Genomic DNA, 25,232 nt, shown 5'->3' with positions numbered 1-25,232 from the left:
ACTGAAATATCAAGGCAAGCGACTCGTCAAACGAGACGTTTGAACCTTGAGCCAAGTTTGGTCCGCTTAACGGACTATCAGACTTTAAACTGAAGAGTTTGATCATGGCTCAGATTGAACGCTGGCGGCAGGCCTAACACATGCAAGTCGAGCGGAAACGATCCTAGCTTGCTAGGAGGCGTCGAGCGGCGGACGGGTGAGTAATGCATAGGAATCTGCCCGGTAGTGGGGGATAACCTGGGGAAACCCAGGCTAATACCGCATACGCCCTACGGGGGAAAGCAGGGGATCTTCGGACCTTGCGCTATCGGATGAGCCTATGTCGGATTAGCTAGTTGGTGAGGTAACGGCTCACCAAGGCTGCGATCCGTAGCTGGTCTGAGAGGATGATCAGCCACATCGGGACTGAGACACGGCCCGAACTCCTACGGGAGGCAGCAGTGGGGAATATTGGACAATGGGCGAAAGCCTGATCCAGCCATGCCGCGTGTGTGAAGAAGGCCTTCGGGTTGTAAAGCACTTTCAGTGAGGAAGAAAGCCTTGAGGTTAATACCCTCGAGGGAGGACATCACTCACAGAAGAAGCACCGGCTAACTCCGTGCCAGCAGCCGCGGTAATACGGAGGGTGCGAGCGTTAATCGGAATTACTGGGCGTAAAGCGCGCGTAGGCGGCTTGATAAGCCGGTTGTGAAAGCCCCGGGCTCAACCTGGGAACGGCATCCGGAACTGTCAGGCTAGAGTGCAGGAGAGGAAGGTAGAATTCCCGGTGTAGCGGTGAAATGCGTAGAGATCGGGAGGAATACCAGTGGCGAAGGCGGCCTTCTGGACTGACACTGACGCTGAGGTGCGAAAGCGTGGGTAGCAAACAGGATTAGATACCCTGGTAGTCCACGCCGTAAACGATGTCGACTAGCCGTTGGGCTCCTTGAGAGCTTTGTGGCGCAGTTAACGCGATAAGTCGACCGCCTGGGGAGTACGGCCGCAAGGTTAAAACTCAAATGAATTGACGGGGGCCCGCACAAGCGGTGGAGCATGTGGTTTAATTCGATGCAACGCGAAGAACCTTACCTACCCTTGACATCGAGAGAACTTTCCAGAGATGGATTGGTGCCTTCGGGAACTCTCAGACAGGTGCTGCATGGCTGTCGTCAGCTCGTGTTGTGAAATGTTGGGTTAAGTCCCGTAACGAGCGCAACCCTTGTCCCTATTTGCCAGCGATTCGGTCGGGAACTCTAGGGAGACTGCCGGTGACAAACCGGAGGAAGGTGGGGACGACGTCAAGTCATCATGGCCCTTACGGGTAGGGCTACACACGTGCTACAATGGCCGGTACAATGGGTTGCGAATCCGCGAGGTGGAGCTAATCCCATAAAGCCGGTCTCAGTCCGGATCGGAGTCTGCAACTCGACTCCGTGAAGTCGGAATCGCTAGTAATCGTGAATCAGAATGTCACGGTGAATACGTTCCCGGGCCTTGTACACACCGCCCGTCACACCATGGGAGTGGACTGCACCAGAAGTGGTTAGCCTAACTTCGGAGGGCGATCACCACGGTGTGGTTCATGACTGGGGTGAAGTCGTAACAAGGTAGCCGTAGGGGAACCTGCGGCTGGATCACCTCCTTAAACGACACGTCATCTGACTGTCGGTAAGTGCTCACAATGAATTACCTGATCAAGCAAGAGCAGTGACTGTTTGGGTTAAATGCTAAGACCCAGCGTGACAAATGGGTCTGTAGCTCAGTTGGTTAGAGCGCACCCCTGATAAGGGTGAGGTCGGCAGTTCAAATCTGCCCAGACCCACCATTTCTCAGCTGGTTCTGGTCAACAACCCAAATCGATATGGGGCCTTAGCTCAGCTGGGAGAGCGCAACACTGGCAGTGTTGAGGTCAGCGGTTCGATCCCGCTAGGCTCCACCATTTCTCATCTCGAGTAAAACAGTCGTCAAGTTCTAAGCAAGATGCTTGTTCGCCACCAGGCGATATCAAGTCTCTCGCTTAGAGCTTTTGCTCTAACGCTCTTTAACAATGTATATCATGCTGACAAAGTAAGATACGTTTCAAGCGTATCCGGCAATTGTCGTGACATCATCGATTGACAGACCCTTTGGGGTTATATGGTCAAGCGATGAAGCGCATACGGTGGATGCCTAGGCAGTCAGAGGCGATGAAAGACGTGGAAGCCTGCGATAAGGTTCGGCGAGGTGGCAAACGACCTGCGACCCGGACATCTCTGAATGGGGAAACCCACCCAAGGTAACTTGGGTATCTCATGTTGAATATATAGACATGAGAGGCGAACCGGGGGAACTGAAACATCTAAGTACCCCGAGGAAAAGAAATCAACCGAGATTCCCCTAGTAGCGGCGAGCGAACGGGGACCAGCCCTTAAGCAACACAACTGGTAGGTGAACAGACTGGGAAGTCTGGCCATAGTGGGTGATAGCCCCGTAACCGAAACCTGAGTGTTGTGAAATCGAGTAGGTCGAGGCACGTGAAACCTTGACTGAAGACGGGGGGACCATCCTCCAAGGCTAAATACTCCTGACTGACCGATAGTGAACCAGTACCGTGAGGGAAAGGCGAAAAGAACCCCGGAGAGGGGAGTGAAATAGATCCTGAAACCGTATGCGTACAAGCAGTGGGAGCCAACTTGTTTGGTGACCGCGTACCTTTTGTATAATGGGTCAGCGACTTATTTTCAGTGGCGAGCTTAACCGTATAGGGGAGGCGTAGAGAAATCGAGTCTTAACTGGGCGACCAGTCGCTGGAAATAGACCCGAAACCGGGCGATCTATCCATGAGCAGGTTGAAGGTTGAGTAACATCAACTGGAGGACCGAACCAGGATCTGTTGAAAAAGATTTGGATGACTTGTGGATCGGAGTGAAAGGCTAATCAAGCCCGGAGATAGCTGGTTCTCCTCGAAAGCTATTTAGGTAGCGCCTCACGTATCACCGCCGGGGGTAGAGCACTGTTTCGGCTAGGGGGTCATCCCGACTTACCAACCCGAGGCAAACTCCGAATACCGGTGAGTGCAAGCGTGGGAGACACACAGCGGGTGCTAACGTCCGTTGTGAAAAGGGAAACAACCCAGACCGTCAGCTAAGGTCCCGAAATCCTGGTTAAGTGGGAAACGATGTGGGAAGGCTTAGACAGCTAGGAGGTTGGCTTAGAAGCAGCCATCCTTTAAAGAAAGCGTAATAGCTCACTAGTCGAGTCGGCCTGCGCGGAAGATGTAACGGGGCTCAAACCAGGTACCGAAGCTACGGGTTCGCCGAATGGCGAGCGGTAGAGGAGCGTCGTGTAAGCCGATGAAGGTGTGTTGAGAAGCATGCTGGAGGTATCACGAGTGCGAATGCTGACATGAGTAACGACAAGGGGAGTGAAAAACTCCCCCGCCGGAAGACCAAGGGTTTCTGTTCGACGCTAATCGGAGCAGAGTGAGTCGGCCCCTAAGGCGAGGCCGAAAGGCGTAGTCGATGGGAAACGGGTCAATATTCCCGTACCTCACAGTATTGCGATGGGGGGACGAAGAAGGCTAGGTGAGCCAGGCGTTGGTTGTCCTGGTGAAAGCCGGTAGGCTGAGGATTCAGGTAAATCCGGATCCTCAAGGCCGAGAGGCGAGACGAACTGACTACGGTCAGGAAGTCATCGATGCCACGCTTCCAGGAAAAGCCTCTAAGCTTCAGATACTGTGAGACCGTACCCCAAACCGACACAGGTGGTCAGGTAGAGAATACCAAGGCGCTTGAGAGAACTCGGGTGAAGGAACTAGGCAAAATGGTGCCGTAACTTCGGGAGAAGGCACGCCGCATTAGGGTGAAGGTCCTCGCGACCGGAGCCTGACGCGGTCGAAGATACCAGGTGGCTGCAACTGTTTATTAAAAACACAGCACTCTGCAAACGCGCAAGCGGACGTATAGGGTGTGACGCCTGCCCGGTGCCGGAAGGTTAAGTGATGGTGTTAGCTCACGCGAAGCTCCTGATCGAAGCCCCGGTAAACGGCGGCCGTAACTATAACGGTCCTAAGGTAGCGAAATTCCTTGTCGGGTAAGTTCCGACCTGCACGAATGGCGTAATGATGGCCACGCTGTCTCCACCCGAGACTCAGTGAAATTGAAATCGCAGTGAAGATGCTGTGTACCCGCGGCTAGACGGAAAGACCCCGTGAACCTTTACTACAGCTTCACACTGGACGCTGATGTTGCTTGTGTAGGATAGCTGGGAGGCTTTGAAACCCTGTCGCCAGATGGGGTGGAGCCAACCTTGAAATACCAGCCTGGCATCATTGGCGTTCTAACTCAGGACCGTAATCCGGTTCGAGGACCGTGTGTGGTGGGTAGTTTGACTGGGGCGGTCTCCTCCCAAAGAGTAACGGAGGAGCACGAAGGTACCCTCAGCACGGTTGGAAATCGTGCAGTGAGTGCAAGAGCATAAGGGTGCTTAACTGCGAGACAGACACGTCGAGCAGATACGAAAGTAGGTTCTAGTGATCCGGTGGTTCTGTATGGAAGGGCCATCGCTCAACGGATAAAAGGTACTCCGGGGATAACAGGCTGATACCGCCCAAGAGTTCACATCGACGGCGGTGTTTGGCACCTCGATGTCGGCTCATCACATCCTGGGGCTGAAGTCGGTCCCAAGGGTATGGCTGTTCGCCATTTAAAGTGGTACGCGAGCTGGGTTTAGAACGTCGTGAGACAGTTCGGTCCCTATCTGCCGTGGGCGTTGGAGATTTGAGAAGCGCTGCTCCTAGTACGAGAGGACCGGAGTGGACGTACCTCTGGTGTTCCGGTTGTCACGCCAGTGGCATTGCCGGGTAGCTATGTACGGACGGGATAACCGCTGAAAGCATCTAAGCGGGAAGCCCCCTTCAAGATGAGATCTCCCTGAGGCCTTGAGCCTCCTAAAGGACCCAGCAAGACCAGCTGGTTGATAGGCCGGGTGTGGAAGCGCTGCAAGGCGTTGAGCTAACCGGTACTAATGGTCCGTGAGGCTTGACCATATAACACCCAAAGGGTTTTGGTCGATGATGTCTCGAATCAATTGACGGATACGATGAAGCGTATCGTCAGCATGGTGTACGTTGTCTTTTTTCCGCCTGACGACCATAGCGAGTGGGAACCACCTGATCCCTTGCCGAACTCAGAAGTGAAACCGCTCAGCGCCGATGGTAGTGTGGGGTCTCCCCATGCGAGAGTAGGTCATCGTCAGGCATTTACATAAACAAAACCCCCAGCTCCGAAGGAGTTGGGGGTTTTTGTTTATGTCTGTACGATGACCCTTCCTCGCATGCGAGAGTAGGGTGAGAGCCGCCCGGACAATGCAACGCATTGTCAGGCTCGAACGGGCGAGGGATGTAAAGCTGCTTGCGGCGCCCCGAGCCCAGGCTCAAGGCCACGAAGTGGCCGCAGAGGCGTCAGGCATTTATTCAGAAGAAGCCCGGTTATCGAGAGATAATCGGGCTTTTTCATATGCATGGGAAGACCCCCCTCTTTATATGTGGGGCCGCGCCGATACCCCCTCGGCGCGGTCCGGCCGCTCGCAAGCTCGCGTCGTTCGTCACCCCTTGCAGCTTCGCTGCAAAAGCTCGGGGTGACTCACCCCCATGCGACTACCCTGTCGGGAACAGGGGAGAACCGCCGCAGGCGGGCCTTGAGGAACGAAGGGCGAGTCTCAGGGATGAGACGAGTAGAAACATTGTTACCTTGGTGGCGTCATCCGGCAGTCTTCAGGGGAGAGCGGCGGCCAGGACGGACGGGCGCTGTAGAGCAGAAGGCCGGCCCGTCCATCAGGCATTTATTCAGAAGAGGCCCGATTATCGGAAGATAATCGGGCCTTCTTTTTTGTAAAGAGCCGCATGCATGGGCTCTCTACGTTCAGCTCGTGCTTCATCCCATGCGGCCCCCCTCAGGGTACAGGGTAGGCATGTACCGAAAAGAAGCCCAACTCGAAGAGGAGTCGGGCTTCTTTTGTTCAGGGCAGCGTCGACTCTCTAGAGCTGACAGTGCTGATCGAGGGGGCGCCCGTCCTCGAAGGCGGTGAGGCTTTCCAGCGTGGTCGATGCGATCTCGCTCAGGGCTTCCCGGGTGAAGAAGCCCTGGTGGCCGGTGACGACGACATTGGGGAAGCTGATAAGGCGGGCAAAGACGTCGTCCAGCGGGATGTCGTCGCTGCGGTCCTCGAAGAACATGCCGGCTTCCTGCTCGTAGACGTCGAGACCCAGGTAGCCGAGCTTGCGACGCTTCAGGGCCTCGATGCAGGCGCGGGTGTCGACCAGGGCGCCGCGGCTTGTGTTGATCAGCATCACCCCGTCCTTCATTCGGGAAAAGGCCGACTCGTCGATCAGGTGGTGGGTGTCTGGGGTGAGCGGACAGTGCAGCGAGATGATGTCGCTGTGTGCCAGCAGTTCATCGAACTCGACCTGCGCGATGGCGGCTTGGTCGGGGATACGGATGGGGGCTGGGTCGGTGACCAGCACGCGGCAGCCAAAGCCGCTCAGGATACCCGCCAGGGAGCGGCCGATCTGGCCGAAGCCGACGATCCCGACGGTCTTGCCGGCGAGGTTGAAGCCGAGCAGGCCATTGAGGTCGAAGTTGTCCTCACGCACCCGGTTGTAGGCCTTGTGGATCTTGCGGCTGAGCGTGAGCATCAGGGCGACACAGTGCTCGGCAACGGCGTCGGGGCTGTAGGACGGTACGCGACACACCTGGATGTTGAGCCGGCGAGCGGCGTCGAGGTCAACGTTGTTGAATCCTGCACACCTGAGCGCGACCAGACGCACTCCTACCACGGCCAGACGCTCGAGCACGGTGCGATCCAGCTCATCGTTGACGAATACGCACACTGCATCGAGTCCCTGGCAGAGGGTCACGGTGCGGGCGCTGAGGCGTTGCTCGAAGTTCACGATACTCAGCTGCGGGTGATGCTCATCGGAAAAGAAGGGGCGTTCGTAGGGCTGAGAGCTGAAGAAGCCTACCTTGAGCATGGTGCTTGCCTCGCGGGTCAGGGACAGTGGCGGAATCGGCTGAAGCGCTGTGTGGTTGCGGTGACGTCAGGCTTGCGTCTCGTAGAGTTCGATAGGCGTTCCGTCAGGATCGGCGAAGAAGGTGAAGCGGGCACCGGTGAACTCGTCGACTCGGATAGGTTCGGGTCGCGCGCCACGCCGCTTCAGCAACGCGACGCTGGCGTCCAGGTCTGATGTTGCCAGGGCAAGGTGACGAAGACCGCAGGCCTCGGGATAGCTTGGCCGAGGTGGCGGAGAGGGAAAGGAGAACAGCTCGAGCTGGATGCCTCCGGGCAGGGCAAGGTCCAGCTTGTAGCTGTCACGCTCGTGGCGGTAGGCCTCGTTGAGGATGCGGGCGTCGAGCACCTCAATATAGAAGCGCCGGGCGCGTTCGTAGTCGGCGGTGATCAGGGCGACGTGGTGCACTCCGGTCAACGGCAGACGCTCACTCATGGGGGCCTCTTGCAAAGAAGGGGCGCCGCGCGGCGCCCGATGTTGTGGCCTAGCGACAGAGGTCGCTGAGCACCTCGATCAGCGAGTCCATCTCGTCATCGGTGCCGATGGAAATACGCAGATGATCGCGCAGCGTCTCGGTATTGAAGTGGCGTACCAGGATGCCGCGCTCGCGCAGACCGACGAAAAGCTGGGCTGCGTCGTGCTTGGGGTGTGACGCCAGCACGAAGTTGGTCTGTGACGGTAGCACCTCGAAGCCCAGGTCATCGAGACGCTGGCGAGTACGTTCGCGTGTGGTGATCACCGCCTGACGCGTGGCCTCGAAGTAGTCGCTGTCTTCCAGTGCGGCGATGCCGATGGCGCTGGCCAGGGCGTCCACCGGGTAGGAGTTGAAGGAGTCCTTCACCCGGGTCAGACCCTCGATCAACTCCGGTGAGCCCACCGCGTAGCCAAGGCGAAGCCCTGCCAGGCTGCGCGACTTGGAGAAGGTGCCGGTCACCAGCAGGTTGGGGTAGCGCTCGACCAGGGGAACGGCGCTCTCGCCGCCAAAGTCCACGTAGGCTTCGTCCACCAGCACCACGCGGTCGGTGACCTTGTCGAGCAAGGCCGCGATGGCCTCGCGGCCATGGCCGTGACCGGTGGGGGCATTGGGGTTGGCAAAGATCACGCCGCCGCTGTCGCTGGCCAGGGCGTCCAGGTCGACACGCCACTGATCGTCCAGCGCGAAACGCTGGCTGTCGATGTCGTACATGCGGCAGTAGACCGGATAGAAGCTGTAGGAGATATCCGGCATCGCCAGCGGCTTGTCCTGGCGGAAGAAGGCCTGGAAGGCCAGCGCCAGCACCTCGTCGGAGCCATTGCCGGCGAAGACGTTGGCGGAGGTCGTGCCGAGGGCCTGGGCCAGGGCCTCACGCAGGGCGCTCGAGGTGGGGTCCGGGTAGCGCCGCAGATGGTCCGCCGAGAACTCGCGCAGGACCCGTTCCACGCCAGGCGCGGGCGGGTAGGGGTTCTCGTTGGTGTTGAGCTTGATCAGCTTCTCGCGGGGCTGTTCGCCCGGCACGTAGGGGGTCAGTTCCCGAACGTTGGGACTCCACAACTGGCTCATGGTCTCTCGCTTGGCAGGCTTGGCAGAATCGAAGGCTTGATTACCACTTTGGTCATGGTGACCGCTGCCAGGGCCCTGCGCAAGTCGCTGACGTGCTAGGCTGCGAGCGCTGACCGTTTGCCGCCTAAGAGACTCCATGACCGCTCAGATCCTCGCCACTCTGCTACCGGTATTTCTGATTTCGGGGGCCGGTACCCTCTATGGCAAGTTGCGCTCTCCCGACATCCGTAGCCTCAACACCCTCAACATGGAGCTGTTCGTGCCCATGCTGGTATTTGTGGTGCTGGCCGACCGCCAGGCGCCGCTTGAGGACTACGCCTGGCTGGCGTTGGCCGGCGCCGTGGTGGTAGTGGGGTCGGGGCTGCTGGTATGGCCGGTGGTGAAGTGGCTCAGGCTCGAGCCGAAGACCTTTGTGCCGCCGATGATGTTCAACAATTCCGGCAACATGGGCATCCCGCTGCTGATCCTGGCCTTCGGTGAGCAGGCGCTGCCGGCGGCAGTGGTGCTGTTCATCGTCGAAATGCTGCTGCACTTCTCGCTGGGACTGAAGATGCTCAGTCCCCATACGCCGCTGTGGCGCCTTTTGCGCATGCCCATCGTGCTGGCGAGCCTCGCTGGCCTGGCGGTCAATCTGTCCGGGCTTTCGCTACCGGGCTGGCTGCTGGAGGCGATGCATATGCTCGGTGGTGTGTGCATCCCGCTGTTGCTGTTCGCCCTGGGCGTGCGGATGCTCGACATCGACTTCGGTGACTGGAAGACCGGACTGCTCGGAGCGGTGCTGTGCCCGCTTTCCGGGTTATTGCTGGCCTGGCCGTTGATCATGCTGCTTGAACTAGAGGGGCTCAAGGCCGCGTCGCTGTGGGTGTTCGCTGCCCTGCCGCCGGCGGTGCTCAACTACCTGGTGGCCGAGCAGTATCGCCAGCAGCCGCATTCGGTGGCGTCGCTGGTGCTGATCGGCAACCTCGGTAGTCTGATCGTGATGCCGATCGTGCTTGGCCTGGTGTTCGCCCACGTGATGCCTCCGGTGTCGTGAGCCGGCAGCGATACAGGGCTGTGCGCAACGAAGCTGGGAGGTTATGCTGTCGGCAGGCTGCCGATTCGTCGGTTCCATGCTCAATGGTTAGGAGGACTAATATGCAACTCAGGACTTTGCTGGCGGGATCCGCCATGCTCGCCCTTTTGGCCGGCTGTGCGAGTGGCCCCAGCGACGAGGGATCCGGTGGTGAAGCCATCCAGGCGACCTCGGCGACCTACCAGGGGACCCTGCCGTGCCGTAACTGCGACGGCATCGCCCTGACGGTTACCATGGAAGGTGAAGACCAGAGCGCCCCGGCGCAGCGCACCTTCGATCTGACCGCGGCCTACCAGAACCATCCCCAGAATCCGCCGAACGAGAACTACTCCGGCAACTGGGATGTGCTGACCGGTACCGCCGACAATCCGGAGGCCACCGTCTACGAGCTGGTCCCCAACGGTGAAGGCCAGACCTACTACTTCATGCGCGTCAATCCGCAGACTCTGGAGCTGATCGACCCCCAGCGTCGTCGCTTCCAGAACAACGACATGCTGCAGCTGACCCGCCAGCAGTAAGTCGCACGACATGCAAGTGTCGAACACAAAGGGCGGCCCCAGGTGGGCCGCCCTTTGGCGTCTTGACGTGATGGTATTGTGCCGACAGGCCCGCTCGGCACCGCCTGGAGCTGTTTCGAAGCGCTGGCGGTGCTCGCGCTGATCGCAGGGCTCATGCCCCACTGGGCGATTCGCCTGGAACGGCAGCCGCGCTCCCTTGGGCCTTCAGCCGGGCAAGCACACTCCTGGCGTCCATCGATCCCTCGAGGATACCCGACGTCCTGAGGCGTCGATCCAGATCCTGGCCGCTGGCCTCTTCATCCAGCTCCTTGAGGGCCGTCGTGACCTCTGCCTGGTGTTGCTGGGACGTGCGGATGCGTTCGTAGCTGGTTGCAATTTCGTCCATGTGTCGCTGGAGCCCGGTACTGCAAGCGCCCAGCTTCCGCCCAAGGCCAGCATTGCCGCCTCGCGCCTTGGCCAGTTTCATTTCGCGCTGGTAGTGGCGCAGTGACTGGGCTGCTTGTCCGAGATCCTCGCGCAGGGTCTGTTCCTGTCGCGACAAGGCCTCGGCGTGCTGTCGCTGTGAGGTCAATTGGCTTTCGACCTCGGCGATGCGGCTGGCCACGGCCAAGGCCAGCGCTTCATCGTCCTGTTCGAGGGCCGCGCGAGCCTGGTGCTCTCTGGCTTCGAGCTGCTCGGCCAGTTGCTGGTTGTGGCGCTCGAGCTGTCTGCGTTCGGCGATCAGGCCAGCGAGATCGAGGCGTGCCCGGTGCAAGGCCTGCTCGGCCTCACGGATCTCCTGGGCCATGATCCGCAATGCGTTGGCATCCACCAGCTTTTCTACCGGTTCGTGAGCTGTCGCCCGAACCAGGGTGTGCAGTTTCGTCCAAAGTGACATGGTGGCTACTCCGTGTATTCCTTGAGAAGTTGCTGGGTGCGGGCCTCGGAGATGCGGTTGTGGAAGCGCCGGCTCTCGTGGTCATCGCGTAGCGTCTTGGACAGGGTGATGGTGGTGGAGACCAGAAACAGTGAACACACGCCGAGATAGCCTTTGACCAGCAGGTCGATGGGCGCCATCACGATACCGACCGCCATGGCGGCCAGCGCGATGGCAAAGGTGACCTTGACGAAGAACAGCCAGCCTGACGAATTGTTGCTCGCTTCATTTTCCATGGAGATCTCCTGCTTGCTGGGTGGTGGAGCCGACATCGCCTACAGGGTGTGGCGAGCGCGGCGTCGATGGCACTATGGCGAGGTCGGGGCGCGGTACGCCAGCAGGATCCGGAAGGTAGCGTGTTGTTGAGCCGTGAGTCGCGTATTCTGCTACCTTGGCCGGGGCTTTCGGCGATGAGGGATGTGAGTCATGGCGCAGACGGTGGCGATTGTGGATGCGCTCAAGGCGGCACTGCGGGCCAATGGCGTCACCTATCAGCAGGTGGCGGCGGCGCTTGGCCTGTCCGAGGCCAGCGTCAAGCGGCTGTTCGCCGAGCGCCAGTTTTCGCTGCAGCGCCTGGATCAGGTGTGTGCCCTGGTCGGTCTCGAGATCACAGACCTTGTACGCCAGCTGGAGCCCCAGGCGCTGGTCGACGCGATCGCCCCTGAGCTTGAGCAGGAGCTGGTCTCTGACATGTCGCTGCTGCTGGTGGCCTTCTGTGCGCTTAATCGCTGGCGCTTTGAAGATATCTGTGCGACCTATTCGCTCGGCGAGCCTCAGGTGATAACGCACCTGGTGCGGCTCGATCGTATGGGATTGATCGAGCTGCTGCCGGGCAATCGCATCAAGCTGCTGATCAGCTATGACTTCCAGTGGCAGCCGCAAGGGCCTATCCAGCGCTTCTTCGAGTCCCGGGTCCAGGAGGATTTCCTGGCGTGTCGCTTCGATCGCCCGGGCGAGATAAGACTGTTCGTCAATGGCATGCTGTCGGTGCGCTCCAATGAGGTGATGCAGCAGAAGCTTCGGCGGCTGGCGCTGGACCTTCGCCACTGTCACCAGGAAGATCTGTCGCTGCCGCTGGAGCAGCGCTTTGGTGTCAGCCTGATGATCGCCATGCGTCCCTGGGAGATGGAGGTGTTTCGCCGCTACCGCCGTGCTGAGGACGACAAGTGCTACCCGGGACACGGCGGCAAGCCGCAGTGTTGACCATCGCTGACGAACGAACCCGATTGAACCGATAGAGAGAGGATTCATGGCCAAGGCCAAGAGCGCCTTCGTGTGCACCGAGTGCGGTGCCGAGTACCGCAAATGGCAGGGGCAGTGTTCCAGCTGCCAGGAGTGGAACACCCTGACCGAGGTGCGTCTGTCCTCGCCTGCCAGAAGCGGGTCGAGCGCCGGCGCGACGGCGCGCGGTGGCTACGCCGGCAGCCTGTCGCGTGAGGTGGTGGATCTGGCCAACGTGGATCTGTCGGAGGTGCCGCGGTTGTCGTCGACCTTTGCCGAGTTCGACCGCGTACTCGGCGGCGGTCTGGTGCCGGGCTCCGCGGTGCTGCTGGGCGGCCACCCCGGGGCCGGCAAGTCCACCTTGCTGCTGCAGACCGCCTGCAAGCTGGCTCAGGAGCGCAGCGTTCTCTATGTCACCGGCGAGGAGTCGCTGTCCCAGGTGGCGATGCGCGCCCACCGCCTGCAGTTGCCGACCCAGGGACTCAAGATGCTGGCGGAGACCAGCGTCGAGACCATCCTGGCGGTGGCCGAGCGCGAGCGCCCCGAGGTGCTGGTGATCGACTCGATCCAGACCATGCATCTGGAGGACATCTCGTCGGCGCCGGGTGGTGTGGCCCAGGTACGCGAATCCGCGGCGGCACTAACCCGTTTCGCCAAGCAGTCCAGCACGGTGCTGCTGCTGGTCGGCCACGTCACTAAGGACGGCAGCCTGGCCGGGCCCAAGGTGCTCGAGCACATGATCGACGCCTCCCTGTTGCTGGAAGGCGGCGCCGATTCCCGCTTCCGTACCCTGCGCGGCCAGAAGAACCGCTTCGGCGCGGTCAACGAGCTGGGCGTCTTCGCCATGCTGGAACACGGCATGAAGGAGGTGAAGAACCCCAGCGCGATCTTCCTTTCGCGTCAGCAGGAGCAGGCCCCCGGCAGCCTGGTGATGGTGGTGTGGGAAGGCACCCGGCCGATCCTGGTGGAGGTGCAGGCGCTGCTCGATGAGTCGGCGCTGGGCAACCCGCGCCGCGTCGCGGTGGGGCTGGATGCCAATCGCCTGTCGATGCTGCTGGCGGTGCTGCACCGTCACGGTGGCCTGTTTACCGGCGACCAGGACGTCTTTCTCAACGTCGTCGGCGGGGTCAAGGTGCTGGAGACCAGTGCCGACCTGGCGGTATTGCTGGCGGTGGTGTCGAGCCTGCAGGGTAGGGCACTGCCGCGCGAGCTGGTGGTATTCGGCGAGGTTGGCCTGTCCGGGGAGATTCGCCCCGTGCCGAGCGGCCAGGAGCGTATCGTCGAGGCCGCCAAGCACGGTTTTACCCGCGCCATCGTGCCCCGGGGTAACGCTCCCAAGAACTCACCGGCGGGGATGGAGGTGGTGGCGGTGGACAAGCTCGCCGACGCCCTCGAAGTACTGTGACCCCACCCATGAACTGATCACCAGGGCGCCAGACCATACCCTGATCACAGCCTGTTACCCGGGATGTGATCAGGACGATGGTGACTGCGCCGTGCCGATTCCGCCGGTCCTGCTGGTGTAGAATGGGCCCATCATTGCCAAGGAGACTTCCATGAGCGCCATCCGCTTGACCCAATACAGTCACGGTGCCGGCTGTGGCTGCAAGATCGCCCCCGATGTGCTCGACAGCATCCTGGCCAAGGCCGGTCCGGGAGCGAGCCACTCGAAGATGATCGTCGGCAACCAGGGACGCGAGGACGCCGCCGTCTTCGACCTGGGCGACGGGCGCGGCATGATCAGCACCACCGACTTCTTCATGCCGATCGTCGATGACCCCTTCGACTTCGGCCGCATCGCCGCCACCAACGCCATTAGCGACGTCTACGCCATGGGCGGTGACCCGGTGATGGCGTTGGGCATTCTGGGCTGGCCGCTGGACAAGCTGGGCGCGGACATCGCCGGTGACGTGGTGGCCGGGGCTCAGGCGGTATGTCGTGAGCTGGGTCTGGCGCTGGCGGGCGGCCACTCCATCGATGCCCCGGAGCCGATCTTCGGTCTCGCGGTCAACGGTCTGGTGGAACTCAAGCACCTGAAGCTCAACAAGGGCGCCAAGCCCGGCGATCTGCTGTTCCTGACCAAGCCGTTGGGGGTGGGCATGCTGACCACGGCGGAGAAGCAGGGGCTTCTGGAAAGCGGTCACCATGGCCTGGCGCGGGAAACCATGCTGATCAGCAACCGTATCGGTGCCGCCCTTGCGCGCATCGAAGGGGTGCGTGCGATGACCGACGTCACCGGCTTTGGCCTGGCTGGCCACCTGTCCGAGGTGTGCGCGGCCAGTGGTGTGGCGGCTCGCATCGACTTTCGCCGCCTGCCGCGCCTGGCCGAGGCCGAGGCTTACCGGCGCCAGGGCGCGGTACCCGGCGGCACCCGTCGTAACCGTGACGCCCTGGGGGCCAGCCTGCCGCAGATGGATGAGGCCCACTGGCAGTGGCTGTGTGATCCGCAGACCTCGGGCGGTCTGTTGATCTCGGTACACCCGTCCTGGGAGGACGATGTCGAGCGGGTCGGCCGCGAGTTCGGTATCGAGCTTGCACCCTTCGGCGAGGTCGTCGAGGCCAGCGGTGAGGCGCTGATCGAGGTGCGCGGATGAAGTTGCCGCTGGTCCCGGCGGATCCCGCCCTGCTGGTCGAGGGGCGCACCTTGATCGACGTGCGGGCGCCGGTGGAGTTCGCCCAGGGCAGCCTGCCCGGGGCGGTCAACCTGCCGCTGATGAACAACGAGGAACGCCATCAGGTCGGGATCGCCTACAAGGAGTCCGGCCAGCAGGCCGCCATCGCCCTGGGCGAGCGGCTGGTGTCCGGCGAGATCAAGGCCGCGCGCATCGAAGCCTGGAAGCGTCAGCTCGAGGCGGCCCCGGACGCCATCATCTACTGTTTTCGGGGTGGCCTGCGCTCGCAGATCGCCCAGCGCTGGCTGCTTGAGGCCGGCGTCGAACGACCGCGCATCGAGGGTGGCTGGAAGGCCATGCGCCAGGCGTTGTGCGCACGCATCGATGACGCCGCCGCCCAGCCCATGCTGGTGGTGGGTGGCCTGACCGGCTGCGCCAAGACGTCCATCGTGCAGGCCCTGGACAACGGTCTGGATCTGGAGGGCTGCGCCCGTCACAAGGGCTCGGCCTTCGGCCGCCATCCACTGATCGCCCCCAGCCAGATCGACTTCGAGCACGCCATGGGCCTGCGACTGCTGTCATTGCACGGGCCGCTGGTGCTGGAAGACGAGTCGCGCCACATCGGCGCGGCCAATATACCGCTCGAGTTCTGGCGGGGAATGGAGCCGGCGCCGAGGATCCGCGTCGAGATGCCGCTGGACTGGCGCCTCAACCAGATCCACAAGGACTACATCGACGACCTGTGGACGATCTATCGCAATCAGTTCGGCGAGCGCCTCGGCTGGTCACTGATGCGCAAGCAGTTGTCGACGGCGCTGGGGCGACTGAAGAAGCGCCTGGGCAGCGCGCGACTGGCCCGCCTGCAGCGGCTGCAGGCGCTGGCCTTCCGCGAGCACGAGGCCGGAAACCGCCAGGCCCACGAGACCTGGCTGGCGCCTTTGCTTACCGAGTACTATGACCCCATGTACCGCTACCAGCTGGAGAAGCACACCGAGCGTCGCTTCCTGCATGTCGGTGACTGGGACAGCTGCCTCGAGTTTGCCAGGGCCTGGAGCCAGCTGCAGCGGGACGCGGTGGCGAATTAGACGTCCGGTGCCGTGCGCAGCCACTGGCTCAGCAGGCGATCCAGCAGCGGCGCCAGGGTATCCAGGCGCCGGGCCTCGGCAAGAATCGTTTCTGGCGACTGGGTCCTGGGGCTTGCGTCGGCGCCTTGCGGCAACGGCATCGTCTCGAGAAAGGCCGTCAGGCTCTCCTGGTGATGATGCAGATGGCAGGCCAGGCCAACCACCCGGCCGGCGTCCCAGGCGAAGCCGAGCACCGGGCTTGTCGGCGTGCCGCCCAGCGGCAGGGCGTCATCGGGCAGTCCGAACACCTGGCGATGCCACAGCAGGGCGGGGAAGTCGTCGGGCAGGTCGAAGGGGCTGTCGTCGGCCAGGCTGACGGTCTGCCAGCCGGCTTCGGCCTGGGTGCCACGGCCCACCGGAGCGTCCAGCGCTTCGGCGATGCGCCGGGCGCCGGCGCCGAGCCCGAGCAGCGGCTTGTGGCCGTCGAGCATCTGGTCGATCAGCTTGCGTTCGGCCTTGAGCCAGGGTGCCTGGTCGCGGTCCTCGAGATCGTCGAGGATGATCAGGGCGTCGCAGTCCCCGGGGCGCGGCACCAGCTCACCGTCGTAGAGGTGGAAGACGGTGAAGCTGTGGCCCATGCTGGCAAGCCAGTCGCCGATGCGTGCGGGGCCCAGGTCTGGATGGTGCTTGAGCAGATGAAGGTGCATGGGGGCCTCGCTCAGATTGAGGGTGGGCGGCGCCATCCCTCGATGAAAATGCAACCAGAACGAAAGGTTACATGAATCCGGACGTCCGAGAACAGATTCTTACCATCATCAGCGAGATTCCTTCGGGGCGGGTGACCAGCTACGGACGCATCGCCGCCATGACCGATGGGGCCAGCGCACGCATGGTCGCGCGGGCGCTGCGCGATCTGCCGTCGGGGCATGAGCTGCCCTGGTTCAGGGTGGTGACGGCCTCGCGCAAGCTCGCCGACCATGGCGGAGCCGACGAGCAGCGCAAGCGTCTGATCGATGAAGGTGTGGCCTTCGATGAGCGTGGACGGATCGCCCAGGAGCTCTTCTGGCCTTGAGTCGCCCAGTCCGCTTTCGGCCATCGCCGTTTTCCCGACATTCGACACGCGACCCTCGACTCTCGCCCCTTGAACCTTGAACCTTGAATAAAGGGGCCGGCAGCCCGTTTATCGCCAGCACAGGAGCCATCATGGCAAAGCCAGGATTTCACCAGCGCCTGCAGGCGCTGACTCTACGTCAGCAACAGGCCTTCATGGCCGCGTTGACCGAGCGCATGCTGCCCAACTATGCGCTCTACGCCGATACCAGCGGTCACGGGGATCTGGCGGGCATGAGGGCGATCCTCGATCTGGTGTGGGAGCAGTTGACGGTCAAGGACGCCAAGATCGACTTCGATCTCCAGGCCGAAAAGCTTGGCGAGCTGGAGCCTCCTCAACAGGACGACAGCTTCGGCGCTCGTCGTGCCCTCGATGCGGTGGTCGCGCTATCGGCGATCCTCGACACCTTGAGGGGCGATGCGCCGGACGCGGTGCTTGAGGTCAGCAAGGTCTCGAAGGCAGCGGTGCGCTCCTTTATCGAGCTGACCGAGGGAGAAGACGATGCCGAAAAGCTCGCCCAACTGGTCAAGCAGCACCCGCTGATGGAAGACGAGAACGACTTTCAGGATGCGGCGCTGGAGGCGGCGGAGGAAGAGCCGAGCAAGAAGCACGTCAAGGCGTTGAGAAAGCTTGGACGCAACGGTGGTGTCAGCAATCTGGGGCTGACCCTGGACTGAGGTCGGTTTCAGTCCGTACAAACGACCACCCCCGCCGGGTTGCCCGGGCGGGGGTGGTTGGTTGCTGGCTCTGCAAGCCCTGGCTGAAGAGCCAGCCAAAGGCGTCGGTCAGAGGCGCATGGTGATGCCCTTGTCGGCCATATAGCGCTTGGCCTCGGGGATGGTGTACTCGGCGAAGTGGAAGATGCTGGCCGCCAGCACCGCATCGGCGTGGCCTTCGGTCACGCCCTCGACCAGGTGGTCGAGGTTGCCGACACCGCCGGAGGCGATGACCGGCACCGCCACCGCATCGCTGATGGCGCGGGTGACGCCGAGGTCGAAGCCGGCCTTGGTGCCGTCGCGGTCCATGCTGGTCAACAGCAGTTCGCCTGCGCCGTACTCGACCATCTTCTTGGCCCATTCCACCGCGTCGAGCCCGGTGGGACGACGGCCGCCGTGGGTGAAGATCTCCCAGCGAGGGGCTTCGCCTTCCTCGCTGACGCGCTTGGCGTCGATCGCCACCACGATGCACTGGCTACCGAATCGCTCGGCGGCTTCACGTACGAACTCAGGGTTGGTCACCGCTGCGGTATTGATCGAGACCTTGTCGGCGCCGGCGTTGAGCATGGTGCGGATATCGTCGCAGGTGCGGATGCCGCCGCCTACCGTCAGCGGGATGAACACTTCGCCGGCGATGCGCTCGACCATCTCCACCGTGGTGTCGCGGTCCTCGTGGCTGGCGGTGATGTCGAGAAAGGTGATCTCGTCGGCACCCTGCTGGTTGTAGCGCTGCGCCACCTCCACCGGGTCGCCGGCGTCACGGATGCCGACGAAGTTGACACCCTTGACCACACGGCCGGCGTCGACGTCGAGACACGGGATGATGCGTTTGGAAAGAGCCATGGAGCCTCCTCAGCCTTGGGTCAGTTCGTCGCACAGGCGCTGCCCTTCGGCGACGTCCAGGCTGCCTTCGTAGATGGCGCGTCCGGTGATGGCGCCGAGAATGCCCGGCTCGCCAGCCGCCACCAGGGCGCGCAGGTCATCGAGGTTGGTCACGCCGCCGGAGGCGATGACCGGAATGCCACCGTCCCGGGCCAGGGCTGCCGTGGCCTCGACGTTGACGCCGTTCATCATGCCGTCGCGAGCGATATCGGTGTAGACGATGCTGGAGACGCCGTCGTCGGCAAAGCGCTTGGCCAGATCCACCGCCATCACCTCGGACACCTCGGCCCAGCCGTCGGTGGCCACACGGCCATCATGGGCGTCGAGGCCGACGATGATATGGCCGGGGAAGGCGCGACACATTTCGGTCACGAAGTCAGGCTCCTTGACCGCCTTGGTGCCGATGATCACCTGGGAGACGCCGGCCTTGAGGTAGTGCTCGATGGTCTCGGCGCTGCGAATGCCGCCACCGATCTGGATCGGCAGGTCGGGGTACTGGCGGGCAATGGCGGTCACCGCCTCGCCGTTGACCGGACGCCCCTCGAAGGCGCCGTTGAGGTCGACCAGATGCAGGCGCCGCGCGCCGGCCTCGACCCAGCGAGCGGCCATGGCGACGGGGTCGTCGCCATAGGTGGTGGCCTCGTCCATGCGGCCTTGCTTGAGACGAACGCACTGTCCGTCCTTGAGATCGATGGCGGGAATTACCAGCATGTTGTGTCCTCGGGGTGCCTTTTCAGGGGCGTGCCAGTGTGATCGATGCAGGCAGGGCGTGGGCCGTGCCGGTGCAGATGTCGGGCGGCGGCCAGGGCAAGCGAGCGCCTGCCCGGCCGGCGCTCAGGTCTGGGTCAGGGGTTCCACTGGACAAAGTTCTCGAGCAGCCTGAGGCCGGCACGAGCGCTCTTTTCCGGGTGGAACTGCACCGCAAAGGTGGCGTCACGACCCACCGCCACATGGGCGCTGACGCTGCCGTAGTCGGTGGTGCCGAAGACCTCGGCGTCATGCTCGGCGGCCACATAGTAGCTATGCACAAAGTAGAAGTGCGAGCCGGGCTCGATACCCTCCCACAGCGGGTGGGCGTTGGGCTGCGCCACCAGGTTCCAGCCCATGTGCGGGACCTTCAGGCGAGCGCCGTCACTGTCCTGCATGTCCAGCGGAAACCGCTTCACCTGACCGGCGAGGTGGCCCAGGCAGTCGATGCCGCCGTTCTCGTCGCTGTGGTCCATCAGCATCTGCTGACCCACACAGATGCCCAGCAGCGGCTTGGACTGGCTGGCCAGCAGCTCGCGAACCAGGCCGCTGAGCTCGGTACGCTCCAGTTCGCCCATGCAGTCGCGTATGGCGCCCTGTCCCGGTAGCACGACACGGGTCGCGCCCTGGATCGAGCGAGCGTCGCGGGTCACCAGCACGTTCTCGTGGGTGACGTGTTCCAGTGCCTTGGCGACGGAATGGAGGTTTCCCATTCCGTAGTCGATGACGGCAATGGTCATGAAGCGCTCCTTGGTGGTTGGCCCGGAGGGGCGCCGCTGCCGGCGACCGCCTCGCTTGGTGTCTTGTCGTCTTGTTGCTGTTGGACCGCAGCCGGCGGCGTTAGAGGCTACCCTTGGTGGAGGGCAGCTTGCCGGCCATGCGGGGGTCCTCGGCGGCGGCCATGCGCAGGGCGCGGCCGAAGGCCTTGAAGATGGTTTCCGCCTGATGGTGGGCATTGAAGCCCTTCAGGTTGTCGATATGCAGCGTGACCTGGGCGTGATTGACGAAGCCCTGAAAGAACTCCCAGAAAAGCTGGGTGTCGAAACGCCCGATGGTGGCGCGGGTGAACTCGACGTTCATGGACAGGCCGGCACGGCCGGAGAAGTCGATGACCACCCGGGACAGTGCCTCGTCCAGCGGCACATAGGCGTGGCCGTAGCGATAGATGCCGCGCTTGTCGCCGATGGCCTGGTTGAACGCCTGTCCCAGGGTGATGCCGAGGTCCTCGACGGTGTGGTGGTCGTCGATGTGCAAATCGCCGTTGACGCTGATGTCCAGGTCGACCATGCCGTGGCGGGCCACCTGGTCGAGCATATGGTCGAGGAAGGGAACCCCGCTTTCACCCTTGAGGTTGCCCTCGCCGTCGAGGTTGAGGGTGACGCTGATCTGGGTTTCCTTGGTGTCACGGCTGACCGTGGCAATACGCTCGGACATGTCGTCTCCTGCGCTCACGCGCATGTCGGAATTGGGGGCCTTGTTTCTAAGGTGGGCCGGTCGCGGTGCGAGGCGCACAAGACAGCCATTATAGTGAATCGGCACCCCCATCCGCTACAATGCAGCCATTCCAGTGGCGGCCGTCGCCGCCCTCCGGCCAAGGGAGACAGCGTATGCCGGTGACCCTCTTTCGCGTCGACCAGGATGTCTGGGACGCCGATGAACAGGTGCGGATCGATCTGACCCGCATTTATGCCGATGCGCCGGAGGAGCGCATCAAGCTCCCGCCGGGAGCCTACGTGACCCGCCAGCTCGAACATGGCTTCTTCTGGGCGGCGCGCTTCAATGATCGCCTGCTCGGTGCTGTCGCCGTCAGTCCTGGTGACGGGCGCTGGCGCATGTTCGACCTCTGTGTTCGCAAGACCACTCGCCGGCGCGGCGTGGGCTCGCGCCTGCTGGCGCTGATCAGCGCTGCCGCCAACCGTGACGGCGTGGCGCTGAGCGTGGCCGGTTCGCAGCTGACCCTGGCCGACCAGATGCTGCTAAAGCGTCTGGGCTATCAGCTGACGCGAAGCGGCGATGATTTCCAACTCGATCTGCCCACCGGAGAAAGCGGCAAATGAAACGACTCGTAAGAACCCTGCTGGCGGTCGTCGGCGTCCTCGCCCTGGTCACGGTGGGCGCGGTGGTCTACGTCACCACCTTCTTCAACCCCGAGGACATGAAGCCGAGGCTGGTGTCCGTGGTGAAGGAGCACACCGGGCTCGAACTGTCGCTGGAAGGCCCATTGGAGTGGTCCTTCTATCCGCGCATTGGTGTCAGCGTGGCCGAGGCCGAAGCGCGCCTGCCGGATCAGGCGGATGACGCCCAGGCCTTTGCTGCCTTCTCCGAGGCCTCGGTCAGCCTGGCGTTCACACCGCTGTTGCGCGGCGAAATCGCCATCGATGGCCTGACCCTGGATGGGCTGTCGCTGAATCTCGAGCGCGACAGTGATGGCACCGGCAATTGGGAGGCGCTGCTCGAACGCCTCGAAAACAGGGCCGATGACGCCGAAAAGGCGCTGGCGCCGGCCAGCGCAGGCCCCAACCCGGATGATGAAGGCGGTCTGTCGGTGGCCCTGAACATCGCCAGCGTCGAGGTGACCAAGGGCCATTTGAGCCTGGTCGATCATCAGGCCGGCCGTGAGTGGCAGGCCGAGAAGCTCACCATCAACGGTAGCAACGTCAATCCGGATACCGCCTTTCCGCTCAGCTCCACCTTCCAGCTGAAGGTGTTCGACCAGCTCGATGGCGGCGGTGAGGGCGAAACAACGGAAGAGCGCACCCCTGGCCTGCAAAGCGATGTCACCCTGGAGAGCGACGTCAATCTGGGTCTCGCCGACAGCCGCCACGTGCTCAGCGACGTGACGCTGGAGACCAGTACTCTGCTGGCCGGTGCCTCGGAACCCCAGGAGGCGACCCTGACCAGCGACGAGGTGGTGCTGAACCTTGGCGAGCAGCGTCTGCACATGGCGCCGAGTCAACTGGACGCCAGCCTGCTGGCACCCCAGTTAGGCGAGAAGCGTGTGGCCATGACGCTTTCGTTCCAGCTGGAGTCGGACTTCGGCGCCGGTACCGCTCAGCTGCGCGATATCGCCTTGAGCGGCCCCGATGGTCTGTCGATCAAGGGGAATCTCAACCTGAAGGAGCTGAATTCGGCGCCACGCTATGACGGCCAGGTGCGTCTGGCACCGTTGTCGCTGCGTGCCTGGCTTGCGCGCATGGACGCCATGCCCAGCATGTCCAGCGACGAGGCGCTGTCGGAAGTGGCGCTGACCAGTCCGGTGGAAGGCACCCTCGAGCAGCTCTCGCTCAATGGCCTGACGCTGGTGCTCGATGACAACACCTTCTCCGGTTCCCTCGGCGCACGCTTCGATGGCACCCGGGTCGATCTCGATCTGGAAGGCGACCGCCTCGACGCCGACAGCTATCTGCCGCCGCCCGAGCAGGACACCGCCGCCAACGGCATTCCCGGTATCGCGTCGGCGCTGGCCCAGGACCAGGACGGTGCACCGGCGATCCTGCCGAAAAGCTTTCTGGCCGGGCTGGACGAGAGCGTATCGCTGGCGCTGGGTCAGCTGATCCTGGGCGGCCAGCGCTACCAGGATGTGTCCTTGAGCATGCAGGGCGAGGGTGGCAGGCATCGTCTGACCGGCTTCGAAGCGGGCTTCCATGAAGGTCGGCTTAAGGCCACCGGGGTGATAGACGCCAGCGGCGATGACCTCGCCTGGCAGCTGGCGCCGGAGGTCGAGGGCGTGCGTCTGGAGTCGTTGCTGACATCGCTTGGGCAGGAGCCCGCCCCGCTCAGCGGCTCGCTGCATGCCAGTGGTGAACTGACCACCCGCGGCAACGCTCGCCATGAGCTGACCCGTCACCTCAACGGAACCCTGGACACGCGGATCAACGAGGGCAGCATTCCCCGCGCCAATATTTCGCGTCAGCTGTGTACCGCCGTGGCGCGCCTCGAAGGCGAGCAGACCACCCGCGAGTGGAGCGAGAACACCCGCTTCGAGAACATCAGCGCGCGCTTCACCATCCGTGACGGCGTCGCCCAGAACGACGACCTGCTGATCACCCTGCCGGGTATCGAGGTCAGTGGTGGTGGCCAGCTCGATCTGGGCAGCCAGCGTTTCGATGCCGACGGGGCGGCGCGCTTTGTCGACACCGCCGATGCCGCCTGCAGCGTCAATCGGCGTCTCGAAAAGGTGCCCTTCCCGGTGCGCTGCGAAGGCAGCCTGGAGGGTGACAGCAGCCAGTGGTGCGGCTTTGACGCCGACGCCTTCAAGGCCAATCTGGGCGAGCTGGTCGCCGAAGAGGCCCGCTCCCGCGTCAACGAGGAAGTCGAGGAGCGGCTGGGCAAGGAGCTCGAACGTCTCGACGAACGCATCGGAGAAGAGGCGGGCAAGGAACTTCGTGACGCCGTCCGTGGTCTATTTAATTGAGCATCAAGCAAGCCAGTCACTGCGCCGACCTCCGTGTCGGCGCTTTTTTTCGTGTCTGACTTTTGAGTGATGATAACTAATTGGTTTTATGAAATATTTATCAGAAGTCTCTGGCCCTGACAGTCGGGCGAAAGGCGACAAGGATAGCGGTCGAGTGTCGCCGCTGCTCAGTACAGAGGTGTTTTCCCGGCGCCTGCTCGACTGGTTCGATGTGCACGGTCGCCACGATCTTCCCTGGCAGCATGATCGTACTGCCTACCGGGTGTGGGTCTCGGAAATCATGCTGCAGCAGACCCAGGTTGCTACCGTAATTCCCTATTTTGAGCGGTTCATGCAGCGCTTTCCCGATGTAAAGGCCCTCGCCGAGGCCAGCCAGGATGAGGTCCTTCATCTGTGGACCGGGTTGGGCTACTACGCCAGAGGCCGGAATCTGCACAAGGCGGCCCGAGTCGTGGTGGAACAGCATGCAGGCGAGTTTCCCACGGACAGCCTCGATGCCATGGCCGCGCTGCCCGGCATTGGCCGCTCGACCGCCGGGGCGATCATCGCCCAGAGCACCGGCAGGCGAGCCGTCATTCTGGATGGCAACGTCAAGCGCGTACTGACGCGCCTGCACGCGCTGGAAGGCTGGCCCGGTCGGCCAGCGGTGGAACGCGAGCTCTGGCACCTGGCCGAGCACTACACGCCGGAACAGCGAATGGTGGATTTCACCCAGGGCATGATGGACCTTGGGGCGACGCTGTGCCGCCGTGGCCAGCCGGACTGCGAGCGCTGCCCGTTCGCCGATGTCTGTGTGGCCCGCGCCCGAGGGGAACAAAAGCGCTTCCCGGAGTCCAAGCCGAAGAAAGCGATCCCCTTGCGCCATACCCGCATGCTGGTGCTGAGCGACGAGGCCGGGCGCATCCTGCTGGAGCAGCGGCCTTCCCAGGGGCTGTGGGGCGGGCTGTGGGGGCTTCCCCAGTTCGACAGCGACGCCGAGATCGATGCCTGGCTCGATACCCACGCGCCAGGAGCCGAGCGAGACGAGCCTTGGTCGAGCTTCGTTCATGTGTTCAGTCACTTTCGCCTGGAAATCACGCCGGTGCCGGCACGTGGCGGGCGAGTCGATGGCGTTGCCGAGGGACGGCTGTGGTACGACCCCCAGGCGCCGGAGTCGGTGGGGCTTGCCGCACCGGTAAAGAAGCTGCTCGCCTCACTTGCTCCCTTTGCCTTGAGCCAGCCACCGTCGCGTTGACGTCCGTGCTGCCCCCCCCCCGTGCTGCCCCCGCGCTGACCTTGGCGCACAGGGAGCCCGGGACGAGCGCCACGGCTCTGCAGCAACAGAACGCTTAAGTCTGGGCGGGGCACACTGCTATCCTCGTGCCAGCAGGCCACACCATAGCCAGCAGGCCGTAC

21 protein-coding genes, 2 tRNA genes and 3 rRNA genes are annotated in these 25,232 nt (G+C 62.7%); 16 read left to right on the top strand and 10 right to left on the bottom strand.

What is annotated here, in order from left to right:
* The first annotated feature begins 86 nt into the window (after positions 1-86).
* The 5 genes from NFH97_RS06910 to rrf all read left to right on the top strand — a co-directional run bounded on the left by NFH97_RS06910 (position 87) and on the right by rrf (position 5,216).
* Positions 87-1,624 (top strand): 16S ribosomal RNA (locus NFH97_RS06910).
* Between the two features lie 103 nt (positions 1,625-1,727).
* A tRNA-Ile gene (locus tag NFH97_RS06905) sits at positions 1,728-1,804 on the top strand.
* A 38-nt stretch (positions 1,805-1,842) separates the two neighbouring features.
* Positions 1,843-1,918, top strand: a tRNA-Ala gene (locus NFH97_RS06900).
* 199 nt (positions 1,919-2,117) lie between these two features.
* Positions 2,118-5,005 (top strand): 23S ribosomal RNA (locus NFH97_RS06895).
* Between the two features lie 95 nt (positions 5,006-5,100).
* Positions 5,101-5,216, top strand: a 5S ribosomal RNA gene (gene rrf / locus NFH97_RS06890).
* The 16S, 23S and 5S rRNA genes sit together here with 2 tRNA genes alongside, the layout of an rRNA operon.
* 779 nt (positions 5,217-5,995) lie before the next feature.
* Here rrf and NFH97_RS06885 read toward each other — a convergent pair.
* The 3 genes from NFH97_RS06885 to hisC form a co-directional block, all read right to left on the bottom strand.
* Complete coding sequence (locus NFH97_RS06885; protein ID WP_287165935.1) at positions 5,996-6,988, bottom strand: 2-hydroxyacid dehydrogenase; 993 nt, start codon at positions 6,986-6,988, stop codon at positions 5,996-5,998.
* A gap of 66 nt (positions 6,989-7,054) precedes the next feature.
* Entirely contained in the window at positions 7,055-7,459 is a 405-nt protein-coding gene (gene gloA2 / locus NFH97_RS06880; RefSeq protein WP_213230845.1) for an SMU1112c/YaeR family gloxylase I-like metalloprotein, read from the bottom strand.
* Between the two features lie 49 nt (positions 7,460-7,508).
* Positions 7,509-8,564 (bottom strand): histidinol-phosphate transaminase, encoded by a 1,056-nt coding sequence (gene hisC / locus NFH97_RS06875; protein ID WP_045994655.1) that lies wholly within the window; start codon positions 8,562-8,564, stop codon positions 7,509-7,511.
* Between the two features lie 136 nt (positions 8,565-8,700).
* Here hisC and NFH97_RS06870 point away from each other — a divergent pair, with 136 nt between their 5' ends.
* Together NFH97_RS06870 and NFH97_RS06865 are read left to right on the top strand one after the other, a co-directional pair.
* Positions 8,701-9,597: an AEC family transporter gene (locus NFH97_RS06870; protein WP_045994656.1), complete on the top strand. Its 897-nt coding sequence runs from the start codon at positions 8,701-8,703 to the stop codon at positions 9,595-9,597.
* Between the two features lie 101 nt (positions 9,598-9,698).
* Entirely contained in the window at positions 9,699-10,154 is a 456-nt protein-coding gene (locus NFH97_RS06865; protein ID WP_045994657.1) for a copper resistance protein NlpE N-terminal domain-containing protein, read from the top strand.
* A gap of 151 nt (positions 10,155-10,305) precedes the next feature.
* Here the strand turns inward: NFH97_RS06865 and NFH97_RS06860 are convergent, their stop codons facing one another.
* Positions 10,306-11,031, bottom strand: coding sequence for a PspA/IM30 family protein (locus NFH97_RS06860; RefSeq protein WP_348815193.1), 726 nt, complete (start codon positions 11,029-11,031; stop codon positions 10,306-10,308).
* A 5-nt stretch (positions 11,032-11,036) separates the two neighbouring features.
* The gene (locus NFH97_RS06855; RefSeq protein WP_045994659.1) at positions 11,037-11,306 is read right to left on the bottom strand and encodes a YiaA/YiaB family inner membrane protein; all 270 of its coding nucleotides are present in this window, start codon (positions 11,304-11,306) and stop codon (positions 11,037-11,039) included.
* A gap of 190 nt (positions 11,307-11,496) precedes the next feature.
* On the opposite strand from NFH97_RS06855, the gene NFH97_RS06850 reads away from it, so the two are divergent.
* The 4 genes from NFH97_RS06850 to mnmH all read left to right on the top strand — a co-directional run bounded on the left by NFH97_RS06850 (position 11,497) and on the right by mnmH (position 15,988).
* Positions 11,497-12,273 (top strand): helix-turn-helix domain-containing protein, encoded by a 777-nt coding sequence (locus NFH97_RS06850; protein WP_349622118.1) that lies wholly within the window; start codon positions 11,497-11,499, stop codon positions 12,271-12,273.
* 46 nt (positions 12,274-12,319) lie between these two features.
* On the top strand, positions 12,320-13,696 hold the full coding sequence (gene radA / locus NFH97_RS06845) for a DNA repair protein RadA (protein ID WP_045994661.1): 1,377 nt from the start codon (positions 12,320-12,322) through the stop codon (positions 13,694-13,696).
* Between the two features lie 151 nt (positions 13,697-13,847).
* A complete protein-coding gene (selD, locus tag NFH97_RS06840) occupies positions 13,848-14,885 on the top strand; it encodes a selenide, water dikinase SelD (RefSeq protein ID WP_045994662.1) in 1,038 nt (345 codons plus the stop codon).
* Positions 14,882-15,988: a tRNA 2-selenouridine(34) synthase MnmH gene (gene mnmH / locus NFH97_RS06835; protein ID WP_349624592.1), complete on the top strand. Its 1,107-nt coding sequence runs from the start codon at positions 14,882-14,884 to the stop codon at positions 15,986-15,988. Before selD ends, mnmH begins: the two co-directional genes overlap by 4 nt.
* Here the strand turns inward: mnmH and NFH97_RS06830 are convergent.
* The gene (locus tag NFH97_RS06830) at positions 15,985-16,674 is read right to left on the bottom strand and encodes a type 1 glutamine amidotransferase (RefSeq protein WP_108131591.1); all 690 of its coding nucleotides are present in this window, start codon (positions 16,672-16,674) and stop codon (positions 15,985-15,987) included. The two genes, mnmH and NFH97_RS06830, sit on opposite strands and share 4 nt — an antisense overlap.
* A 71-nt stretch (positions 16,675-16,745) precedes the next feature.
* Here NFH97_RS06830 and NFH97_RS06825 point away from each other — a divergent pair, with 71 nt between their 5' ends.
* Entirely contained in the window at positions 16,746-17,039 is a 294-nt protein-coding gene (locus NFH97_RS06825; protein WP_349624591.1) for an MGMT family protein, read from the top strand.
* Positions 17,040-17,170: 131 nt separating this feature from the next.
* Positions 17,171-17,755 (top strand): YjaG family protein, encoded by a 585-nt coding sequence (locus NFH97_RS06820; RefSeq protein WP_045994665.1) that lies wholly within the window; start codon positions 17,171-17,173, stop codon positions 17,753-17,755.
* A 108-nt stretch (positions 17,756-17,863) separates the two neighbouring features.
* Here the strand turns inward: NFH97_RS06820 and hisF are convergent, their stop codons facing one another.
* The 4 genes from hisF to hisB form a co-directional block, all read right to left on the bottom strand.
* Complete coding sequence (gene hisF, locus NFH97_RS06815) at positions 17,864-18,637, bottom strand: imidazole glycerol phosphate synthase subunit HisF (protein WP_045994666.1); 774 nt, start codon at positions 18,635-18,637, stop codon at positions 17,864-17,866.
* A 9-nt stretch (positions 18,638-18,646) separates the two neighbouring features.
* Positions 18,647-19,387, bottom strand: a complete 741-nt coding sequence (gene hisA, locus NFH97_RS06810; RefSeq protein WP_108131090.1) for a 1-(5-phosphoribosyl)-5-[(5-phosphoribosylamino)methylideneamino]imidazole-4-carboxamide isomerase — start codon at positions 19,385-19,387, stop codon at positions 18,647-18,649.
* Between the two features lie 134 nt (positions 19,388-19,521).
* Positions 19,522-20,163, bottom strand: coding sequence for an imidazole glycerol phosphate synthase subunit HisH (gene hisH, locus NFH97_RS06805; protein WP_045994668.1), 642 nt, complete (start codon positions 20,161-20,163; stop codon positions 19,522-19,524).
* 100 nt (positions 20,164-20,263) lie between these two features.
* Positions 20,264-20,857 (bottom strand): imidazoleglycerol-phosphate dehydratase HisB, encoded by a 594-nt coding sequence (gene hisB, locus NFH97_RS06800; RefSeq protein ID WP_045994669.1) that lies wholly within the window; start codon positions 20,855-20,857, stop codon positions 20,264-20,266.
* A gap of 173 nt (positions 20,858-21,030) precedes the next feature.
* On the opposite strand from hisB, the gene NFH97_RS06795 reads away from it, so the two are divergent.
* The 3 genes from NFH97_RS06795 (at position 21,031) to mutY (ending at position 25,071) form a co-directional block, all read left to right on the top strand.
* Complete coding sequence (locus tag NFH97_RS06795; protein WP_045994670.1) at positions 21,031-21,480, top strand: acetyl-CoA sensor PanZ family protein; 450 nt, start codon at positions 21,031-21,033, stop codon at positions 21,478-21,480.
* Complete coding sequence (locus NFH97_RS06790; RefSeq protein WP_349622119.1) at positions 21,477-23,837, top strand: AsmA family protein; 2,361 nt, start codon at positions 21,477-21,479, stop codon at positions 23,835-23,837. Before NFH97_RS06795 ends, NFH97_RS06790 begins: the two co-directional genes overlap by 4 nt.
* Before the next feature lie 154 nt (positions 23,838-23,991).
* On the top strand, positions 23,992-25,071 hold the full coding sequence (mutY, locus tag NFH97_RS06785; protein WP_349622120.1) for an A/G-specific adenine glycosylase: 1,080 nt from the start codon (positions 23,992-23,994) through the stop codon (positions 25,069-25,071).
* Positions 25,072-25,232: the final 161 nt, after the last annotated feature.

It is taken from the genome of Halomonas sp. SCS19, assembly GCF_040147015.1.
Lineage (GTDB): Bacteria > Pseudomonadota > Gammaproteobacteria > Pseudomonadales > Halomonadaceae > Halomonas > Halomonas litopenaei.
The sequence above is the reverse complement of the archived record's forward strand: the minus strand, read 5'-3'. Positions and strand labels throughout refer to the sequence as shown.

What these genes read in the sequence shown, in the direction of transcription:
- NFH97_RS06860 (WP_348815193.1), bottom strand. Translation starts at nt 11,031, where the DNA reads ATGTCACTTTGGACGAAACTGCACACCCTGGTTCGGGCGACAGCTCAC.
- NFH97_RS06870 (WP_045994656.1), top strand. Translation starts at nt 8,701, where the DNA reads ATGACCGCTCAGATCCTCGCCACTCTGCTACCGGTATTTCTGATTTCG.
- gloA2 (WP_213230845.1), bottom strand. Translation starts at nt 7,459, where the DNA reads ATGAGTGAGCGTCTGCCGTTGACCGGAGTGCACCACGTCGCCCTGATC.
- NFH97_RS06795 (WP_045994670.1), top strand. Translation starts at nt 21,031, where the DNA reads ATGCCGGTGACCCTCTTTCGCGTCGACCAGGATGTCTGGGACGCCGAT.
- hisH (WP_045994668.1), bottom strand. Translation starts at nt 20,163, where the DNA reads ATGACCATTGCCGTCATCGACTACGGAATGGGAAACCTCCATTCCGTC.
- hisB (WP_045994669.1), bottom strand. Translation starts at nt 20,857, where the DNA reads ATGTCCGAGCGTATTGCCACGGTCAGCCGTGACACCAAGGAAACCCAG.
- NFH97_RS06885 (WP_287165935.1), bottom strand. Translation starts at nt 6,988, where the DNA reads ATGCTCAAGGTAGGCTTCTTCAGCTCTCAGCCCTACGAACGCCCCTTC.
- NFH97_RS06825 (WP_349624591.1), top strand. Translation starts at nt 16,746, where the DNA reads ATGAATCCGGACGTCCGAGAACAGATTCTTACCATCATCAGCGAGATT.
- NFH97_RS06865 (WP_045994657.1), top strand. Translation starts at nt 9,699, where the DNA reads ATGCAACTCAGGACTTTGCTGGCGGGATCCGCCATGCTCGCCCTTTTG.
- hisC (WP_045994655.1), bottom strand. Translation starts at nt 8,564, where the DNA reads ATGAGCCAGTTGTGGAGTCCCAACGTTCGGGAACTGACCCCCTACGTG.
- NFH97_RS06820 (WP_045994665.1), top strand. Translation starts at nt 17,171, where the DNA reads ATGGCAAAGCCAGGATTTCACCAGCGCCTGCAGGCGCTGACTCTACGT.
- NFH97_RS06855 (WP_045994659.1), bottom strand. Translation starts at nt 11,306, where the DNA reads ATGGAAAATGAAGCGAGCAACAATTCGTCAGGCTGGCTGTTCTTCGTC.
- hisA (WP_108131090.1), bottom strand. Translation starts at nt 19,387, where the DNA reads ATGCTGGTAATTCCCGCCATCGATCTCAAGGACGGACAGTGCGTTCGT.
- mnmH (WP_349624592.1), top strand. Translation starts at nt 14,882, where the DNA reads ATGAAGTTGCCGCTGGTCCCGGCGGATCCCGCCCTGCTGGTCGAGGGG.
- NFH97_RS06830 (WP_108131591.1), bottom strand. Translation starts at nt 16,674, where the DNA reads ATGCACCTTCATCTGCTCAAGCACCATCCAGACCTGGGCCCCGCACGC.
- selD (WP_045994662.1), top strand. Translation starts at nt 13,848, where the DNA reads ATGAGCGCCATCCGCTTGACCCAATACAGTCACGGTGCCGGCTGTGGC.
- radA (WP_045994661.1), top strand. Translation starts at nt 12,320, where the DNA reads ATGGCCAAGGCCAAGAGCGCCTTCGTGTGCACCGAGTGCGGTGCCGAG.
- NFH97_RS06850 (WP_349622118.1), top strand. Translation starts at nt 11,497, where the DNA reads ATGGCGCAGACGGTGGCGATTGTGGATGCGCTCAAGGCGGCACTGCGG.
- hisF (WP_045994666.1), bottom strand. Translation starts at nt 18,637, where the DNA reads ATGGCTCTTTCCAAACGCATCATCCCGTGTCTCGACGTCGACGCCGGC.
- NFH97_RS06790 (WP_349622119.1), top strand. Translation starts at nt 21,477, where the DNA reads ATGAAACGACTCGTAAGAACCCTGCTGGCGGTCGTCGGCGTCCTCGCC.